Below are 18,903 nucleotides of genomic sequence, written 5' to 3' on the forward strand. Positions count from 1 at the left end.
TTCACGGCCGTAAACCCATGATTCACACATCATCGTGTTGACTCGGTTCACACACTCCTGCTCTGATGTCCTTCACCGAACGACTTCCCTGGGGGGATTCCATGCGTCAGCTTCAGCGCCAGCCCTTGCGCGCCCGCCGTACCGCGATCGCCGCGGTCTGCCTCGCCACCGCCGCGACCGTGGGCCTGACGGCCTGCGGCACCGAGTCCGGGAAGAAGGACCGGGTCGCCGCGGCGAAGCCGAAGGGACCGTTCGCCGGGATGTCCGGCGGCGAGATCGCGGAGAAGGCCATGAAGACCACCGCGGGCGCCAAGTCCCTGCGCATCTCGGGCGACGTCGCCGACGCGGAGACGGGCCTGATGTCGATGGACATGGCCCTGGACACCGGCGGCAGGTGCGCGGGCACGATGGGCATGGGCGACCAGGGCTCGATGGAGCTGAGGATTCCGGGCCGCACCACCGCCTACCTCAAGTACGACGAGAAGTTCCTGCGCGCGCAGAGCAAGGGCGAGCCCGCGGCCGACGTGCAGGCCGCGGTGGACATGCTCGCCAACCGCTGGACCAAGACCCGGACGACGAGCGAGGACGCGAAGGAGATCTCCGGGTTCTGCGACCTCGACGCCCTGCTCGCCGACTTCAAGGGCGGCTCCGTGGCCCGCAGGGGCGGCACGACCACGGTCGAAGGCACCCCCGCGATCAAGCTCACCGAGAGCAGCGGCAAGGACAAGTACACGATCTACGTCGCCACCGAGGGCAAGCCGTACCTCCTGCGGATCGACACGACGACCGGCGGCGGCAAGCCGGAGACGCTGACCTTCGGCGACTACGACAAGCCGGTCAAGGCGACGCCGCCCACCGGCGACGTCGTCGACCTGGACGAGCTGGGCTGACTCAGAGCGTGTGCCGCACCCACACGTTCGGCTCGACGTACACGCCGTAGCCGCGGGCGAGTTCACAGTGCACGGGCACCAGCGCGCCCGGCACCTCGACCTCGCCCTCCGCGTCGAACGGCAGGCCCGTCCACTCGCGCCACTGCGCGGTCGAGCCCGACACCGTCATGGAGGCGTGCGCGACCTTCTCGATGACGCCGCCCGCCCGTACGTGCACCCGCAGCCACGGGTCGTGGGGCAGACCGTCCTCGCGCGTACGGAACGCGTACTCGTCGATGGGCGCGGCCGGTTCGCGGTGCTTGGCGTTGGGGCGCACGGGCGCGACCACCTCGGAGAAGCCGCGGGCGCGGGCGTTCTCGCGCATCGCCGCGAGCATCCGTCCCGAGACGCCCCTGCCCCGCGCCGTCTCGTCGACGGTGATCTCGATGGCGCTGACCGTGTCCGTCTCCTTGCCGTGCCGCAGGTCGGAGAAAGCCCACAGCAGGACCTGGTCCCAGCCGCCGTCGGGCAGCCCGCCCTCGGCGCGGGCGCGCAGCGCGAGGGGCACGCTGAACGCGCGGGCGACGACCTTGCCGGTGTCCTCGTCCGTGGCCACCAGGACGTACTCCGGGAGGTCCGCGACGATCCTGCCGATCAGGGACCAGCCGACCGGGTCGTGCAGGATGAACTCCGGCCAGTCATCTGCCATGCGCCACAGGGGGCCTGCGAGGTCGGGCCGCTCGGCCAGCGTGGTGATCTTGAGGTGCATGTGCCGCACGGTATGCGCTCCGCGGGGTGAGCGGTATTTGTTTTTCCGCGGGTGCGTTTCGGCTGGTCGCGCCGTTCCCCGCGCTCCTTGACGGGGCGCCCCACTGTCCTCGTTCAGCGGGCGTGGAAGCGGGGCGGGGCCTTTGTCGGGGCGTTGCCCGACGGAAGCTTCTCGTCCGGGCAGGTGTTCAGGACCTTCTTCATCGCGTCCCGCTCGGCGCCCGTCACCCACACCCCGTACTTCTTCTTCACCGCCACCTGCCCGGCCACATAGGTGCAGCGGTACGCCTTGTCCGGCGGCAGCCACGTCGCCGTGTCGCCGTCGCCCTTGCTGCGGTTGGGGCCCGCGTCGACCGCGATGAGGTTGAGCGGGTCGTTGGCGAAGGCGATGCGCTTGCCGGGCTCCCACTGGAAGGCGCCCTTCTGCCAGGCGTCCGAGAGGGCCACGAGGTGGTCGATGTCGACCTGGCTGCGGCCGCGCCGGAACGTCACGTCCTTGCCGGTGTAGGGGTCGGGCGCGAGCGTCCCCGACGCCACCCGGCAGTCCCCGCCCTGGTACCTGACGTCCTTCAGGTCCCGCTTGAGGATGTCGTCCCTGGTGGGGCAGCCGTTGGAGTCCGTGTCGGCCCACGCGGTGCCGAACCGGGACCGCTCGTAACCGGTCTTGGGCGCACGGCCCTTGACGGTGAGCGTCTCGACGGCGGCAAGGGCGGAGCCCGCCTTCGCGTCGGGCCCCGCGGCGCCGCCCTCGTCCTTCTTGTCCTTCGTGCCGAGTTCACAGCCGGTGAGCAGCGCGGGAACGGCGATCAGGGCGAGCAGGGCCCCGGTGGTACGACGGTTCACCGGGCCACCACCGAGTCGCCGATGGCGAGCGGGGCGGGCGTCACGATGTCCGCGTAGACCCCGATGCACATGCCCCGGGCCGCGGTGAGGGTCTTCAGGACGCGGTTGTCGGCGGGCAGTCCCGTCTGTGCCTGGGTGGTCATGACGCAGCGCGCGACGCGCTCGGTGACGCGCAGCCGCAGCGGCTCCCCCGCGCCCTCGGCGCCGATGGTGATCTCGCGGCCCACCCAGCTCTCCTCGATCCACGGCTCGTCGGTCCGCACGACGATGTTCTTGCGCAGCCGTCGTACGTCGACGGGGTCGGCGTCACCGAGCAGGTCGCCGAGCGCGCGCAGCGAGGCGGTGCCGACGAGGGAGACCGCGGCGGCGTCCTGGTGGCTCTCCGCGCCCTCGCGCGCCAACTCGACGCCCTCGCCGAATCGCTCGGGGATCCGCGGGTCGCCGGGGCGCAGGACCTCGCCGTCCGGCGCGGTGACGAAGGGGATGCCGTCCGCGTCGTACGCCGCGGTGTGTTCGAGCATGCCGGGCACCCGGCGGAAGCGGCGGCTGTTCTTGCCGCTGCTCAGCTTGCCGTCCGCGTGCCGCAGGGCCCACAGCCGGTCGCCCACGGCGCCGCGCGCGTCGAAGTCGAGCCGCTCGTGCGCCACGCCGAGCATCGACTTCACCGGAAAACTGTTCAGACCCACGACCTTGAGCGACACGGCGCTCTCCCTCCCCTGGGCGGACTCATGCAGCCACCACGGTAACGACCAAGTGGTCCAGACCATATCTCCCCCCGGCGGGCGAACCGGACACCTCGGACGTATCGTCGATCGTGCCTCCCCCTCCCCTCTCCGCAAGGAGCTCTCCCCATGGGCATCTTCGACAAGTTCAAGGACCAGGCCCAGGACAAGGCGAAGGACATCTCGGACGCGCTGACGGAAGAGGTGAACGAGAAGACCGGCGACAGGTACGCCGACAAGGTCGCCGAGGCCGAGCAGCAGGCGGACGACCGGCTCGGCGTCGACGACGACAAGCCGGGAAGGCCGGAGAAGTAGCCCCCCCCGGGGGGCATCCGACCCGGCACATGACCTCCGGGGTAATCGACCCGGCCCCGGCGGCCGGGCGATCCTCAGGGGCATGGACACACGACAGACCACCGAAGAAGCCACCCGCGCCACCGTCCAGGAGTTCCTGACGGCCCGTCTCGGCGCCGACACCGCGCGGCTCACGGAGATCTTCGCCGACGAGGTCGACTGGCTGCTCGCCGACAACCCCGTCGTCCCGTGGATCAGGCCGCGCGCCACCGGCGCCGAATGCGCCGCGCAGGGCGAGGAGTTGGCGCGCCACACCGTCGCCGAGGACTCCCGCGCCTCCATGGACGCCCTCCTCGTCGACGGCACCGACGCCGTCATCCTCGGCCACCTCTCGGGGACCGTCAGCGCGACGGGCAAGTCCTTCGAGGGCCCGTTCGCCCTGCGCCTGACCGTCGAGGACGGCCGCATCACCCGGCACCACCTCTACGAGAACAGCCTGTCGGTCGCGCGGGCGTGCACCCCCGCGACCTGACGGGCCGCCCCTCTCCGGGGCTACGACCCGAGGATCGAGGTGAGGAACTCCCCCACCCAGCCGAGCAGTTCGCGCCCGACCAGCGGCTTGCCGCCGACCTTCGCGGTCTTCGGGCGGGGGACGAGGACCTGGTTGGCGTTCGCCTTGATGACCGTGCCGGGGTAGAGGCGCTTCAGGCGCAGCTCCTGCGACTCCCGCAGCTCCACGGGCGCGAAGCGGATGTTGTTGCCCTGGAGCACGATCTCGCCGACGTCGCACGCGCGGGCCAGCATCCGCAGGCCCGCGACGAGCAGCAGGTTCTCCACCGGCTCGGGCAACTTGCCGTAGCGGTCGGTGAGTTCCTCGCGGACCGCCTTGACGTCCTCCTCCGTGTTCGCGGAGGCGATGGCGCGGTAGGCCTGGAGGCGCAGCCGCTCGCCGGGCGCGTAGTCGTGGGGGACGTGCGCGTCGACCGGGAGCTCGATCTTGACCTCCAGGGGCGGCTCCTCCTCGACCCCGCCCTCCAGGGACGCGCGGTAGTCGGCCACCGCCTCGCCGACCATGCGTACGTAGAGGTCGAAGCCGACGCCCGCGATGTGTCCCGACTGCTCGCCGCCCAGGAGGTTTCCTGCTCCTCGGATCTCCAGGTCCTTCATGGCCACGTACATGCCCGCGCCCATCTCCGTGTGCTGCGCGATGGTGGCGAGGCGCTCGTGGGCCGTCTCGGTGAGCGGCTTCTCCGGCGGGTAGAGGAAGTAGGCGTAGCCGCGCTCGCGGCCACGGCCGACGCGCCCGCGCAGCTGGTGGAGCTGGGAGAGGCCGAAGTTGTCGCCGCGCTCCACGATCAGCGTGTTGGCGTTCGAGATGTCGATGCCGGACTCGACGATCGTCGTCGAGACGAGGACGTCGAACTTCTTCTCCCAGAAGTCCACCACGACCTGTTCCAGGGCCTGTTCGGACATCTGGCCGTGGGCGGTGGCGATGCGCGCCTCGGGCACGATGTCCCTGAGCCTGGCCGCCGCGCGGTCGATCGACTCGACGCGGTTGTGGATGTAGAAGACCTGGCCCTCGCGCAGGAGTTCACGGCGGATGGCCGCGCCGATCTGCTTCTCCTCGTACGGGCCGACGAAGGTCAGGACCGGGTGGCGCTCCTCCGGCGGGGTGGTGATCGTCGACATCTCGCGGATGCCGGTGACCGCCATTTCGAGCGTACGGGGAATGGGGGTCGCCGACATGGTCAGGACGTCGACGTTGGCGCGGAGCTTCTTGAGCTGCTCCTTGTGCTCGACGCCGAAGCGCTGCTCCTCGTCGACGATGACCAGGCCGAGGTCCTTGAACTTGGTCTCCGAGGAGAACAGGCGGTGCGTGCCGATGACGATGTCCACGGACCCGTCGCGCAGGCCCTCCAGGGTCGCCTTCGACTCGGTCTCGGTCTGGAAGCGGCTCAACGCCCGCACGTTGACCGGGAACTGGGAGTAGCGCTCGGAGAACGTGCCGAAGTGCTGCTGGACCAGGAGCGTGGTGGGCACCAGGACCGCGACCTGCTTGCCGTCCTGCACGGCCTTGAAGGCCGCGCGGACCGCGATCTCCGTCTTGCCGTAGCCCACGTCGCCGCAGATCAGGCGGTCCATCGGGACCGTCTTCTCCATGTCCTCCTTGACCTCGGCGATGGTGGTGAGCTGGTCGGGCGTCTCCGCGTACGGGAAGGCGTCCTCCAGCTCGCGCTGCCAGGGGGTGTCCGCGCCGAAGGCGTGCCCCGGGGCCGCCATGCGCGCGGAGTACAGCTTGATGAGGTCCGCGGCGATCTCCTTGACCGCCTTCTTCGCCCGCGCCTTGGTCTTGGTCCAGTCGGCGCCGCCGAGCCGGTGCAGCGTCGGGGCCTCGCCGCCGACGTACTTGGTGATCTGCTCCAGCTGGTCGGTGGGGATGTAGAGCCGGTCGCCCGGCTGGCCGCGCTTGGCGGGGGCGTACTCCACGACGAGGTACTCGCGGGTCGCGCCCTGGACCGTGCGCTGCACCATCTCGATGTAGCGGCCGACGCCGTGCTGCTCGTGGACGATGTAGTCGCCGGATTCGAGGGTCAGCGGGTCGATGGTCTTGCGGCGCCGCGCGGGCATCCGCTGGCCGTCCTTGCCCGCCGCCTTCTGGCCCGACAGGTCGGTCTCGGTGAGGACCGCGAGCTTGAGGGCCTGGTCCACGAAGCCGTAGTCGATCGAGCCGCAGGACACGTGCACCACGGACGGGGCGAGGTCGGCGAGGTCCGCGTCGTGCCGGGCCGCGATGCCCTCGCCGCCGAGCACCTCGACCGTGCGCGCGGCGGGTCCGTGCGCCTCGGTGACGTACACGACGCGCCAGCCGTCCGCGAGCCAGCCCTTGGTGTCGGCGAGCGCCTTCGCGGTGTCGCCCCGGTACGTCTCGGGGGCGTGCATGCCGAGCTTGAGGGTGTCCTGGTCCAGCTCTTCATCGGCGGCGAACGGCGAGACCGACCACCACATCATGCCGAGCTCGCGCGCGTGCTCGCGGATGTCCGCGATGCCCCACAGCGAGGCCGCGCCCACGTCGATCGGCGCCTCGCCGCCGCCCGCCGTCGCCGCCCAGCTGGCCTGGAGGAACTCCTGCGACGTCGCCACCAGGTCGGTCGCGCGGGTGCGCACCCGCTCCGGGTCGCAGACCACCGCCATGGAGCCCTCGGGCATGACGTCGATCAGCAGCTCCATGTCGTCCACCAGGGCCGGGGCGAGGGACTCCATGCCCTCCACCGCGATGCCCTCGGCGATCTTCCCGAGCAGCTCGCCCAGCTCCGGGTGCTGCTCGGCGAGGGCCGCGGCCTTCTCCCGTACGTCGTCGGTGAGCAGCAGCTCGCGGCAGGGCGGCGCCCACAGACCGTGCTCGGCGACCTCCAGGGAGCGCTGGTCGGCGACCTTGAAGTAACGGATCTCCTCGACGTCGTCGCCCCAGAACTCCACGCGCAGCGGGTGCTCCTCGGTGGGCGGGAAGACGTCGAGGATGCCGCCGCGGACCGCGAACTCGCCGCGCTTCTCGACCAGTTCGACCCGGGAGTACGCGGCGGCGGCGAGCGCCTCCACGACCTCGTTCAGATCCGTGGTCTGGCCGCTGCGCAGTGCCACGGGCTCCAGGTCGCCCAGGCCCTTGACCTGCGGCTGGAGCACGGAGCGCACGGGAGCGACGATCACCGAGACCGGTCCGGTCTCCGGGTCGTCCGTGCTCGGGTGCGCCAGGCGGCGCAGGATCGCGAGGCGGCGGCCCACCGTGTCGGAGCGGGGCGAGAGGCGCTCGTGCGGGAGCGTCTCCCAGGAGGGGTACTCGACGACGCCGTCCGGCGGCAGGATCGTGCGCAGCGCCGCCGCCAGGTCCTCAGCCTCACGTCCGGTGGCCGTCACGGCGAGCACGGGACGGCCGGACTCGCGGGCGAGCGCGGCCACCGCGAAGGGGCGCGCGGCGGGCGGTCCCACCAGGTCGACGTGGGCGCGGTGGCCGTCGGTCGCGGCCTTGACCGCTTCGGCGAGTGCGGAGTCCTTGACGACGGCGTCGAGCAGACCGTGCAGGCTCATGAAGGCTTTCCGTCCAGGTTCCGTGGGAGTGTGCGGGATTCCGGCGTGCGATCACGGCCGGGTGGGCAACGCGAAGGGCCCGGCACGTGTCACGGACCGGGGGTATCCAGCGTACGACTCATCACCGACAGGCGCGGCTCGCCGGGCGGCCCACAGGGGACTCACAGGCGGCTCACAAGGGGCTCACAGGCGGCTCGTCAGGCGAATCGCGGGTGCCTCGTCCGGGTAGACAGGCCCCTGATCCGGGACCCGCCGCCAGCCCTCCTGGGGCTTTTCCCCCGAGGGATGGCACCCTGAGCCGGGTCGTACCGCATCTCGAACACCTCGAACACCGTGCTCGTCGCCCCGAACGTTCCGGGAGCCCCACCCGGCTCCCGCTCCTTCGACCAGAAAGCCAGCCCATGTCCGGAGCCCATTCCGTCACCGCGGCCGACCCGGAGGCCGACGCCGGGCTCATACCGGCGCGGCCCGGGACCGGAGCCGAGACCGGAGGCGGGCCAGGGCCCGGCCCGGGTCCCGGCGGCCGCGTCCTCTGGGACCGCGCCCCCCAGCTGCTCGCCCTCGGACTCTTCGTCGCCTACGCACTGCTCTCGTACACCCGCTACCGCCGCATGGAGAACCTCTCCTGGGACCTCGGGATCTTCGAGCAGGCCGTCCGCGCCTACGCGCACCTCCAGGCCCCTGTCGCCGAGCTCAAGGGGCCGGGGGCGAACATCCTCGGCGACCACTTCAGCCCCGTCACCGCGCTGCTCGCGCCGTTCTACCGGGTCTTCCCCTCGCCCGTGACCCTGCTGATCGCGCAGGCCCTGCTGTTCGCCCTGTCCGCCGTGCCCGTCACGCGCGTGGCGACGCGGCTCCTGGGGCGCGGCTCCGGGCTCGCCATCGGGATCGCGTACGGCTTCTCCTGGGGCGTCCAGCGCGCCGTGGACTTCGACTTCCACGAGATCTGCTTCGCCGTACCGCTGATCGCCTTCTCCCTCGAAGCGCTGCTGCTGCGGCGCTGGCGGGCCGCGCTGCTCTGGGCGCTGCCGCTGGTGCTCGTCAAGGAGGACCTGGGGGTGACCGTCGCGGCCATCGCCGCCGTCGTGGCGATCCGCTGCCGCCGCGAGTCGCCGAAGGACCTGCCCTGGGCGCTCGGCACCGTCGCGTTCGGACTCGTCGCCACCCTCGTCACGCTCACGCTGATCATCCCCGCCTTCAACTCCGGCGGCGCGTACGACTACTGGGACAAGGTCGGCGAGGCGGGCGCGACCGCGGGGGCCTTCGACGGCACGGGGACCAAGCTGCGCACGCTGGCCTGGCTGCTGATCCCCACCACCGGACTGCTCGCGCTGCGCTCGCCGCTGCTCCTGATCGCGCTGCCCACGATCGGCTGGCGCTTCGTCTCCGCCGAGGAGCACTACTGGGGCACCGACTGGCACTACAGCGCCGTCCTGATGCCGGTGGTCGTGCTCGCCCTCGTCGACGCCGTCGAGCGGGCCCGCGGCAGCGGACGGCCGTGGCTGCGCGCCGCCGCCGACAAGCTGCCCGCCTGCGCCGCCGCGGCGGCCCTCGCCCTGACCCCGTCCCTGCCGCTCGCCCGGCTCACCGAGGCCGCGACGTACGAGAAGAGCGGGGAGGTCTTCGCCGTGGAGCGGCTGCTCGGGCGGATCCCCGACGGGGCGAGCGTCGAGGCGAACATCGGCCCGATCAGCAGGCTCACCGACCGCACCCGCGTCTACTGGGTGGGCGCGGCACGCCCCGTCGTCCCCGACTACGTGGCGCTCGACATCCGCTCGGGCTGGACCAAGGACCCCGTCGGGTACGCCAACAGCCTGCACCGGGGCGCCGGTTACACCGTCGAGGGCACCGCCCACGGCTACGTACTGCTGCGCAAGGCGTGAGAGAACAGTCGGTCCCGGCGGGTGCGCGCAGCACCTGCCGGGACCGACTCCCCCGTTCCCCCGTGTCCCCCGTCGAGGTGGCTACTCGGTGGCGATCGCGTTCAGTACGTTCATCCGGCCCGCCCTGAAGGCCGGGACGAGCGCCGCGAACAGGCCCACGAACGCGGATCCGACGAAGACCGCGATGATCGTCGGCCAGGGGATCTCCAGGACCTTCAGGCCCTCAAGGGCGAGCAGCTTCTGGGCCGTCGCTCCCCAGCCCATCCCGAGCCCGAGGCCGAGCAGCGCGCCGAAGAGGGCGATGACCACGGACTCCATGCGGATCATGCGGCGCAGCTGCCTGCGCGAGAGGCCGATCGCCCGCATCAGGCCGATCTCCCGGGTGCGTTCCACCACCGAGAGCGCCAGGGTGTTCACGACGCCCAGGATCGCGACGATGATCGCGAGGCCGAGCAGACCGTAGACCATGTTCAGCATCTGGCCGACCTGGTCCTTCAGCGTCTGCTTGAAGTCGCTCTGGTCCATCACCTTGTACTGCGGGTACTTGGCGAGCGAGTCCTTCAGGGACTGGTACGCGGCGTCCTGCTGCCCCTTGTCGGCGGAGGCGAACATGATGTCGTTCTGCGGCATCCGGTCCGCGGGGACGTACTTCTCCAGGGTCGTGATGTTGGTGTACATCGCGCCGTTGTCGACCGAGCCGTCGTCCGAGGTGATCGCCGCGAGCTTCAGCTGGGCGGACCTGCCGTGCTCGAAGGCGACCTTCAGCTCGTCGCCGACCTTCAGGCCGTGCTTCTTGGCGAAGTCCTCGCCGACCGACATGGCGTTCTTGCCGTACGCGGCGGACAGCGTGCCCGCGGTCGTCTCGCGCCGCAGGTCCTGGGCGTACGTCGGGTCGGCGGCGCTCATGCCCACCCCGTCCACGGTCTTGCCCGCGGGCGTGGTCAGGTCCGCGTTGATCTGCTTGTAGCGCGTGATGTGGGAGATGTGCTCGGCCTTGCCGAGGGCGTCGGCGGCCTTCTGCGTGATGGAGATGCCGGGCTGGGTGGGCTGGACGATGAAGTCCGCGCCGACCGACTTGTCGAGCTCGTCGGTGGCCGAAGCGACCATCGAGGAGCCGACGACGGAGAGGCAGGCGACCAGGGCGAGGCCGATCATCAGGGCCGCGCCCGTGGCGCCGGTGCGGCGCGGGTTGCGCAGCGCGTTGCGCTCGGCCATCCGGCCGACCGGGCCGAACGCCCTGAGCAGCACTGCGCTGATGACGCGGACGACGCCGGAGGCGAGCACCGGGCCGACGACGACGAAGCCGACGAGGGTCAGGACGACGCCGCCGCCCAGGAAGAGCGAGCCCTCGCTGGCCTTGTCCGCCTGCGAGGCGGTGTAGAGGAGGAAGCCGCCCGCGCCGGTGAGGACCAGGCCGATGGCGGCGCGCAGCGCGCCGGCCCTGCCGTCGGCCGGGGTGCCCGCGTCGCGCAGCGCGGCCATCGGCGAGACCTTGCCGGCCCGTCGTGCGGGGAGGTAGGCGGCGAGGACGGTGACGACGACGCCGAGGACCATGCCGATGACGGGGGTCGTCCAGGCGACGGTGAGGTCGCCGGTGGACAGTTCCATGCCCATGCCCGACATGAGCTTCATCAGGCCGACGGCGAGTCCGACGCCCGCGCCGACCCCGAGGATCGAGCCGAACACGCCGAGCAGCAGGGCCTCGACGAGCACGGAGCGGTTGACCTGCTTGCGGCTGGAGCCGATGGCGCGCATCAGGCCGATCTCGCGGGTGCGCTGGGCGACCAGCATCGAGAAGGTGTTGATGATCAGGAAGATGCCGACGAGGAAGGCGATCCCGGCGAAGCCGAGCATCGCGTACTTCATGACGTCGAGGAAGCCGCTGACAGACTTGCGGTTGTCGTCGGCGCTCTCCTTCTGCGTCTTGATGTCGTAGGTGCCCTTGTCGAGGGCCGCGGTGACGTCCTGCTTCAGCTCGGTGTCGCTGACGCCCGCCGCCGCGGTGAGGTTGACGTGCGTGAACCTGCCCGTGGTGCCGAGGAGTTCGCGCTGCGCGGTCGGGGTGTCGAAGTAGACGATCGCGGCACCGGGGTTGGTCACCTTGAAGGTGGCGATGCCGGAGATCTTCGCGGTGTGGTCGCCGGTGGCGGCGATGGTGCGCAGCGAGTCGCCGATCTTGAGGTCGTGCTTGTCGGCGGTGTCGGCGTCGATCATCATCTCGGTGGGCCCGCGCGGCGAGTGGCCCGAGGTGATGTCCATCGAACGCAGGTCGTTGTGCGTCCAGTTGCCCGCGATGGTCGGGCCGCCGCTGGTCGGCCCCATGTTCTTGTTCTCGGAGTCGACCACGGTCACGCTCTGGCTCATGACCGCGCCCTCGGCGGACTTGACGCCCTCGGCCTTCCTCGCCTCCTGGACGACGGAGGCGGGCATCGACTCGGGCTTGCCGCTGCGGGGCGCATCGCCCGCGTCCTCGGCGGACTTGGGGGTGACGGTGACGTCGGCGGAGGTCGCCGCGAAGAGCTTGTCGAAGGTGGTGCTCATGGTGTCGGAGAAGACGAGCGTGCCGCACACGAACGCCACCGAGAGGACCACGGCCACGGCGGAGAGCGCCATGCGGCCCTTGTGCGCGAAGAAGTTGCGCATCGAGGTCTTGAGGACGGTCATGACGTGCGCCCCCGCGCGTCGAAGGACTTCATGCGGTCGAGGACCTGGTCGGCGGTGGGGTGGTGCATCTCGTCGACGATCCGGCCGTCGGCGAGGTACAGGACGCGGTCCGCGTACGAGGCGGCGACCGGGTCGTGCGTGACCATCACGATGGTCTGGCCGAGCTCGGTCACCGAGCGGCGCAGGAAGCCCAACACCTCCGCGCCCGCACGGGAGTCGAGGTTTCCTGTCGGCTCGTCACCGAAGATGATCTCGGGCCGGGACGCGAGCGCGCGGGCCACGGCGACGCGCTGCTGCTGACCGCCGGAGAGCTCGGTGGGGCGGTGCTTGAGGCGTCCCGCGAGGCCCACGGTCTCCACGACCTGGTCCAGCCAGGCGCGGTCGGGCTTGCGGCCCGCTATGTCCATCGGGAGCGTGATGTTCTCGATGGCGTTCAGGGTGGGGAGGAGGTTGAACGCCTGGAAGATGAAGCCGATCCGGTCCCTGCGGAGCCGGGTGAGCTTCTTGTCCTTGAGGCCGGTGATCTCGGTCTCGTCGAGGTAGATCTGCCCGGCGCTGACCGTGTCGAGGCCCGCGAGGCAGTGCATCAGGGTCGACTTGCCGGAGCCCGAGGGGCCCATGATGGCGGTGAACTGCCCCCGGGCGATGTCCACGTCGATGTGGTCGAGCGCGACGACCCGGGTCTCCCCCGAGCCGTACGCCTTCACGACCTGGCGTGCCCGTGCCGCCACGGCCGTACGCCCGCCAGTGCCCCCGTGCCTGGGTGTGGTTACAGCCGTTGTCACGGTACGTCTCCTATGTTGGTCATGTGCGGTTCACATGAGTGCGCTTCGCGCTTCAGTCTGGTCTCGTGAGGGGGCCCGGCGCGCTGGTGCAGAGCGCAGTCTTCTCGTGGGGAAAACCCCACCCCCGTCGTGTGGCTCGACCTCCCGCCGGCGCGGCGGGTCGTCGTAAAGACCATCTAAGAACGGGCCCGTGGCCTTCTCATCCTCCAGCGGGACGAAGGGCCCCCGGTCCGTAGTACGGAGGTTCCCCTAGGGGATCTCCACCTCCCGGTGGAGCGCTTCTCAGGGTTGCTCCACCCTCGTGCCGACCGGACCACGCCCCACCTGCCGCGATTCCGTCCACCCACCCGTGCGCCCCTCCCCCCACCGGGCCCCGGGTGAGATGGTGGCCCGCAGCAACCGGTGCTGGGGGAAGGGATCTTCGTGGACTCGCAGGACGCGATACGGGGCCGGGGCGAGGCGATGCGGGGCGGAGGCGACGCGCTACGCGGCCGGGGCAAGGTCGTCGCCGCGCTCATGCTCGCCATGGCGCTCGCCGCCCTGGACGCCACGATCGTGTCGACCGCGGTACCGCAGATCGTCGGCGACCTCGGCGGCTTCTCCGTCTTCTCCTGGCTCTTCTCCGGCTATCTGCTCGCCGTCACGGTCAGCCTGCCCGTCTACGGCAAGCTCTCCGACACCTTCGGCCGCAAGCCGGTGCTCATCGCGGGCAGCATCCTCTTCCTCGTCGGCTCCGTGCTCTGCGCGAGCGCGTGGAACATGGGCGCCCTCATCGCCTTCCGCATCGTCCAGGGCCTGGGCGGCGGCGCCCTGCAAGGCACCGTCCAGACGCTCGCCGCCGACCTCTACCCGCTGGAGCAGCGCCCCAAGATCCAGGCGAAGCTGTCCACGGTGTGGGCGGTCGCGGCGGTCGCGGGTCCGGCCATCGGCGGCCTGATCGCCTCGTACGCGGACTGGCGGTGGATCTTCCTGATCAACCTGCCGGTCGGGGCCGTCGCGCTCTGGCTGATCGTGCGCCATCTGCACGAGCCCGCACGGGCCGCCGCGCCCCGGCCGAACATCGACTGGGCGGGCGCCCTCGCCGTCTTCGCCTGCGGCGGGGTCCTGCTCACCGCGCTCGTCCAGGGCGGGGTGGCCTGGCCCTGGCTCTCGGCGCCCTCGCTGGCCCTGTTCGGCACCGGCGCCGTCCTCGTCGCCGTCGTCGTGGCGATCGAGCGGCGCGCGAAGGAGCCGATCATCCCCGGCTGGGTGTGGCGGCGGCGCACCATCGCCGCGGTCAACCTGGCACTCGGCGCGCTGGGCCTGCTGATGGTCGCGCCGACCGTGTTCCTGCCGACGTACGCGCAGTCCGTGCTCCAACTGGCGCCGGTGGCCGCCGGGTTCGTGCTCTCCGTGATGACCCTGAGCTGGCCGGTGTCGGCCGCCCTGAGCCAGCACGTGTACCGCAGGATCGGCTTCCGCGACACCGCCGTCGTCGGCATCTCGGCGGCGGGCCTGATCCTGCTCGCCTTCCCGCTGCTCCCCTACCCCGGCACGGCCTGGCAACCTGCCCTGATCATGCTCCTGTTGGGCGCGGCGCTCGGCCTCTTCCAGCTCCCGCTGATCGTGGGCGTCCAGTCCACCGTCGGCTGGGCCGAGCGCGGCACGGCCACCGCTTCCGTGCTGTTCTGCCGACAGATCGGCCAGACCCTGGGCGCGGCCCTGTTCGGGGCGGTGGCCAACGGCGTGCTCGCCGCGCGCCTGGGCGGTGCGGGCTCGCTCGACTCGGTGGCCCGCTCCCTGGACGACCCGGGCTCGGTGGCCGATCCGGAACGGCTGCGGCGGGCCGTGGACGCGGCGGTCGACGCGGTCTACGTGGGCGCGGGATGCGCGGCTGGACTGGCCCTGCTCGCGCTCCTGTTCGTGGCGCCGCGGCGCTTCCCGGTCCTCCAGGAGAAGCAACTGGAATCCCAGCGGGAACAGTTGTCCCCCACGCAACAGGCCGACTGATCGGTTTGCCGAAAACCCCGCACACCTCGCCTACTTGCGAGTAACGTCTCGGCTCCCCTCGCTCCCTGCGGTCCGCACCACCGGACCGGAAGCCGCGCAAGGAGAACCGGGATGGCCCACCCTCCGCACGACGCCTCTCCCCCACCCCAGCCACACCCCTCGCATCAGCCACACCCTCCACACCTGCCGCATCAGCCGCTCCCTCCGTACGAGCCGCACCTCACCTACCCCTGGCAGCCCAGACCCCGGCAGCCGCAAGCGCCCGCGCGCCGCCTGCCCCGCCACCCGGCGCCGGGCCGCCACAGCGACCTGCGGATCCTGCGCGGCGCCTACCGGGGCCAGCGCCGCGTCGCCACGCTCACCGCGCTCGGCTACTTCACGCTCTTCCTCGCCCTGTCGGCCTTCGCACCGGCCCTGATGACGGGCACGGTCACCGCGGGCCTCCCCACGGGGCTGCTGCTCGGCCTGTGCCAGCTCCCCGTCACCGGCCTCGCCGTGCTCCTGTACGAGTACACGGCACGCCGCCGACTCGATCCGCTGGCCGAACGCCTGCGCAGACAGGCCGATTCGGCGCGGGCCACGGCCTGTCCCGGGGGCCGCCCGTGAGCGCCGACACCGAGACGACGTCCCTGGTGGCCTTCACCGCCGTGGTCACCCTCACGCTCCTGCTGTGCGTCCTGACCGGACCCGACAAGGACGACCTCGACGAGTTCTACACCGGGTTCGGCGCGCTCTCGCCGATGCGCAACGGCCTCGCCATCGCGGGCGACTACATCTCGGCGGCCACCGTGCTCGGCACCGGCGGCGTGATCGCGCTCCTCGGGTACGACGGCGTGGTGCTCGCCCTGAGCACGGCGCTCTCCCTGACCCTGCTGATGTTCCTGCTGGCCGAACCCCTGCGCAACGCGGGCCGGTTCACCATGGGCGACGTGCTCGCGCGCCGGATGCCGGGTCGCGCGGTCCGCGTCGCCGCGTGCGCGGCGACCCTCGCGGCCCTGCTGCCCCTGATGCTGGTCCAACTGGCGGGCGCGGGCGACCTGTTGTCGTTCGTCCTCGGCTTCTCCGGCGAGGGCGCCGAGACCGGCTGTGTCGTCGCGCTCGGCGCCCTGATGATCGGCTACGCGGCGATCGGCGGCATGAAGGGCACCGCCCTCATCCAGATCCTCAAGATCGTGACGCTGCTCGGCTCCGGCACGGTGGTCGCCGTACTCATACTGCGCCGCTTCGACTGGGACCCCGGCGCGCTCCTGTCCGCCGCCCAGCACGGCAGCGGCGCGGGCCCCGCCTACCTCCGCTCCGGACTGCAGTTCGCCGAGAGCCCCGACCCCCGCCTTGACATGATCAGTTCGGAGCTGACGGTGGTGCTCGGCGGGGCGGCGCTGCCGCACGTCACGATGCGGATGTACACCGCGCGCGGCGCCCGCGAGACGCGCCGCTCGATGTCCTGGGCGGTGGCCTGCGTCTCGCTGTTCGTCCTCGTCATCACCGTCGTCGGCTTCGGCGCGACGGCGCTCGTCGGCCGGGCCGCGTTCGGCGCCGACCTCTCCACGGCGGAGACCCTGCTCTTCACCACGGTGACCACGGCCCTGTTCCTGACGCTGCTCGCGTCGGTGGCGGGCATGATCCTCGCCTGCGCCAACTCCCTGGCCCACGACGTCTTCGCGCACGGCCGCCGCGGCGCGGACGGCGGCGGCACGGATGATGACGGCGGCGAGGACGGCCGTGGCGTCCTCTCCGCGCGGCGCGAGATGCGGCTGGCCCGCGCCTCCGCGCTGGCCATCGGGGTGCCCGCGATCCTGCTCGCGGTCCTGGTCAAGGACCGCAACCTGCAACCGCTCGTCACCCTCTCGTTCTGCCTCGGTGCCTCCGCGCTCGCCCCCGCCCTGGTCTACAGCCTCTTCTGGCGCCGTTTCACCCGGGCGGGCCTGCTCTGCACCCTGCTCGGCGGCTCGCTCGGCGCCGCGGTCCTGATGACGGGAACCAATCTCGTCTCGGGCACACCGCACGCGGCCTTCCCGCACCACGACTTCGCCTGGTTCCCTTTCACGACGACGGGCCTCGTCTCCATCCCCCTCGGCTTCTTCCTCGGCTGGCTGGGCACCCGCCTTTCGGACCGGGGCGACGCGGCGGAGCAGCGTCGGCGGTACGAGGCGGTGGAGGGCCTGATCCTGGCGGGTGCGGCGCCTCAGGTCAGCCGAACTGACCGGGCTGGTAGTCGCCCGCGGGCATCTGGATCATCACGTTGACGCGGTTGTAGGCGTTGATGAGGGCGATCATCGACACCAGGGCGGCGAGCTGGTCCTCGTCGTAGTGCTTGGCCGCGTTCGCCCACGCCTCGTCGGTGACCCCACCGGCCGCGTCCGCGACGCGGGTGCCCTGCTCGGTGAGTTCGAGGGCGGCGCGCTCGGCGTCGGTGAACACGGTGGCCTCGCGCCAGGCGGCGATCAGGTTGAGGCGCACCGAGGTCTCGCCCGCGTGCGCGGCGTCCTTGGTGTGCATGTCGGTGCAGAAGCCGCAGCCGTTGATCTGGCTGGCGCGGATCTTCACCAGCTCCTGCGTGGCGGCGGGCAGCGGCGATTCGCCGATCGCCTTGCCCGCGGCATTCAGGTGCTTGATGAGCTTGCCGGCGACGGGGTTGGTGAAGAGGTTCAGCCGAGCTTCCATGGTGCGCTCCCAGTGTCCTGGCCGGTGATTACACCTACTTGACGGATCGGGCGGCGTGAATGTGACAGGGCGGGGGTGAGGCTTTCTGACGGCGGGTTCTTCGGGTGCGGGTGCGTCGTGGTTGCTCGCGCAGTTCCCCGCGCCCCTAAAACCGCGCCCTGCGGGCGCGCCCCGCCAGGGGCGCGGGGAACTGCGCGCTCAGCCACACACAGCCTGCGGCCAACACACCGGGGGCGCCCCTTCAGGGGCGCGGGGAACTGCGCGACAAGCCCCCACCGGCCCGCGGTCAGAACACGGCGGGGCGGCCCCCCTCAAGACCCCGCGCTCACGGGGTGTCCTCCACCGGCGCCCGGCCCGTCAGGGCCGCAAGACTGCTGCGTACGTGATCCATGTGAGCCCGCACCTCATCCCACTCCTCACCGTGCTCACGAAGCACCCGCTCCGTCTCACGAGCAATCCGCTCCTCCCGCAACGTCGCCTCCGCGATCACCTCCGCGCCGCGCGCCTCGGCGTCCTCCTGGCCGTGCCGCGCCGACTCCGCCGCCTCCGCGAGGGCCCGCTCCGCCTCGCCGAGCCGCGCCTGCGCCGCCGCGACGAGCTCCGCCTCGCGGGCCTGCTCAGCGGACTCGCGCTCGGCGATCTGCCGCTCGGCGGCCTCCCAGCGCTCGGCGTGCTCCTTCTCCTGGTCGGCGAGGATGCCCTCGGTGCGCTGCCGCATCTCGCGCAGCACGGCGAGCGCCTCACCGCGCCACTCCTTCACGTCACGCCGGGCCCCGACGCGCTCCTCGTCCGCGGTGGCGCGGTCCGCGAGCAGCCGCCGCTCCGCCCACTCGTCGACGGCGGCGCCCACCCGGTCGGCGTACCCGCGCGCGGCATCCGCGGCCGCGCGCGCGTCGGCCTCCGCCTCGTCCGTCATGCGCTGTGCGTCGGCGTCGGCAACGGCGTGCAGGGCGGCCGCCTCCGTCTCGGCGAGCGCCAGGATCTGCCGGGCCCGCTCGCCGAGGGTCTCGTACGTCTGGGGGGCGAGCCGCGACACCACGTCGCGCAGGTGCTCGGCCTGCACCTCCATGTCCTTGGCCAGGACGGTCAGCCGGGCGGCGCGCTCCCACGCCCCGTCCCGCTCCCGGGAAAGACCGGCGGCGAACGCCTCCACCTGCTCGGGACGGTAGCCACGACCCCGCACGGTGACGAAGCCGTGCGGCGACGACGATGCACCGCTGCTGCTCATCCTTGGATCCCCTCTCCGACGTACCTCGCACGTACAGCGCGATTGGCGCACATCTTGATGGATCAAGCGGAAGCGCTCATAACGCGACACTCCGCCCACTCCACCCGGTCA

15 protein-coding genes are annotated in these 18,903 nt (G+C 71.6%); 7 read left to right on the top strand and 8 right to left on the bottom strand.

What is annotated here, in order from left to right; translation table 11 throughout:
• The first annotated feature begins 101 nt into the window (after positions 1 to 101).
• Positions 102 to 890, top strand: coding sequence for a hypothetical protein (locus KY5_RS16690; protein WP_098242998.1), 789 nt, complete (start codon positions 102 to 104; stop codon positions 888 to 890).
• Position 891: 1 nt separating this feature from the next.
• On the opposite strand, the gene KY5_RS16695 is transcribed toward KY5_RS16690, so the two are convergent.
• The 3 genes from KY5_RS16695 to KY5_RS16705 all read right to left on the bottom strand — a co-directional run bounded on the left by KY5_RS16695 (position 892) and on the right by KY5_RS16705 (position 3,181).
• Entirely contained in the window at positions 892 to 1,638 is a 747-nt protein-coding gene (locus KY5_RS16695) for an N-acetyltransferase (RefSeq protein ID WP_098247297.1), read from the bottom strand.
• Positions 1,639 to 1,751: 113 nt separating this feature from the next.
• On the bottom strand, positions 1,752 to 2,480 hold the full coding sequence (locus KY5_RS16700; RefSeq protein ID WP_234362751.1) for an HNH endonuclease family protein: 729 nt from the start codon (positions 2,478 to 2,480) through the stop codon (positions 1,752 to 1,754).
• Positions 2,477 to 3,181 (bottom strand): MOSC domain-containing protein, encoded by a 705-nt coding sequence (locus KY5_RS16705; protein WP_159072536.1) that lies wholly within the window; start codon positions 3,179 to 3,181, stop codon positions 2,477 to 2,479. The genes KY5_RS16700 and KY5_RS16705 overlap by 4 nt, the downstream gene beginning before the upstream one ends.
• Before the next feature lie 150 nt (positions 3,182 to 3,331).
• Between KY5_RS16705 and KY5_RS16710 the strand changes: the two genes are divergently transcribed.
• Both KY5_RS16710 and KY5_RS16715 read left to right on the top strand, forming a co-directional pair.
• Positions 3,332 to 3,517, top strand: a complete 186-nt coding sequence (locus KY5_RS16710; RefSeq protein ID WP_098243000.1) for an Rv0909 family putative TA system antitoxin — start codon at positions 3,332 to 3,334, stop codon at positions 3,515 to 3,517.
• Positions 3,518 to 3,599: 82 nt separating this feature from the next.
• Positions 3,600 to 4,028 carry a nuclear transport factor 2 family protein gene (locus tag KY5_RS16715; protein ID WP_098243001.1) on the top strand — a complete coding sequence of 143 codons (429 nt, stop codon included), beginning with the start codon at positions 3,600 to 3,602 and terminating at the stop codon, positions 4,026 to 4,028.
• Positions 4,029 to 4,048: 20 nt separating this feature from the next.
• On the opposite strand, the gene mfd is transcribed toward KY5_RS16715, so the two are convergent.
• Complete coding sequence (mfd, locus tag KY5_RS16720) at positions 4,049 to 7,579, bottom strand: transcription-repair coupling factor (RefSeq protein WP_098243002.1); 3,531 nt, start codon at positions 7,577 to 7,579, stop codon at positions 4,049 to 4,051.
• Positions 7,580 to 7,980: 401 nt separating this feature from the next.
• Between mfd and KY5_RS16725 the strand changes: the two genes are divergently transcribed.
• Positions 7,981 to 9,462: a DUF2079 domain-containing protein gene (locus KY5_RS16725; RefSeq protein ID WP_098243003.1), complete on the top strand. Its 1,482-nt coding sequence runs from the start codon at positions 7,981 to 7,983 to the stop codon at positions 9,460 to 9,462.
• Positions 9,463 to 9,543: 81 nt separating this feature from the next.
• Here KY5_RS16725 and KY5_RS16730 read toward each other — a convergent pair whose 3' ends face one another.
• A complete protein-coding gene (locus tag KY5_RS16730) occupies positions 9,544 to 12,126 on the bottom strand; it encodes an ABC transporter permease (RefSeq protein ID WP_098243004.1) in 2,583 nt (860 codons plus the stop codon).
• Positions 12,123 to 12,911, bottom strand: a complete 789-nt coding sequence (locus KY5_RS16735; protein ID WP_098243005.1) for an ABC transporter ATP-binding protein — start codon at positions 12,909 to 12,911, stop codon at positions 12,123 to 12,125. The genes KY5_RS16730 and KY5_RS16735 overlap by 4 nt, the downstream gene beginning before the upstream one ends.
• A gap of 462 nt (positions 12,912 to 13,373) precedes the next feature.
• Between KY5_RS16735 and KY5_RS16740 the strand changes: the two genes are divergently transcribed.
• The 3 genes from KY5_RS16740 (at position 13,374) to KY5_RS16750 (ending at position 17,146) form a co-directional block, all read left to right on the top strand.
• The gene (locus tag KY5_RS16740) at positions 13,374 to 14,900 is read left to right on the top strand and encodes an MFS transporter (protein ID WP_107645748.1); all 1,527 of its coding nucleotides are present in this window, start codon (positions 13,374 to 13,376) and stop codon (positions 14,898 to 14,900) included.
• Between the two features lie 111 nt (positions 14,901 to 15,011).
• Entirely contained in the window at positions 15,012 to 15,506 is a 495-nt protein-coding gene (locus KY5_RS16745; RefSeq protein WP_098243006.1) for a DUF485 domain-containing protein, read from the top strand.
• Positions 15,503 to 17,146, top strand: coding sequence for a cation acetate symporter (locus KY5_RS16750; RefSeq protein WP_199843108.1), 1,644 nt, complete (start codon positions 15,503 to 15,505; stop codon positions 17,144 to 17,146). The genes KY5_RS16745 and KY5_RS16750 overlap by 4 nt, the downstream gene beginning before the upstream one ends.
• Here the strand turns inward: KY5_RS16750 and KY5_RS16755 are convergent.
• Positions 17,091 to 17,564, bottom strand: coding sequence for a carboxymuconolactone decarboxylase family protein (locus tag KY5_RS16755; RefSeq protein WP_098243007.1), 474 nt, complete (start codon positions 17,562 to 17,564; stop codon positions 17,091 to 17,093). The two genes, KY5_RS16750 and KY5_RS16755, sit on opposite strands and share 56 nt — an antisense overlap.
• Positions 17,565 to 17,889: 325 nt before the next feature.
• Positions 17,890 to 18,792, bottom strand: a complete 903-nt coding sequence (locus KY5_RS16760; protein ID WP_098243008.1) for a cellulose-binding protein — start codon at positions 18,790 to 18,792, stop codon at positions 17,890 to 17,892.
• Positions 18,793 to 18,903: the final 111 nt, after the last annotated feature.

The sequence above is a fragment of the Streptomyces formicae genome (assembly GCF_002556545.1).
Classification (GTDB): Bacteria; Actinomycetota; Actinomycetes; order Streptomycetales; family Streptomycetaceae; genus Streptomyces; species Streptomyces formicae_A.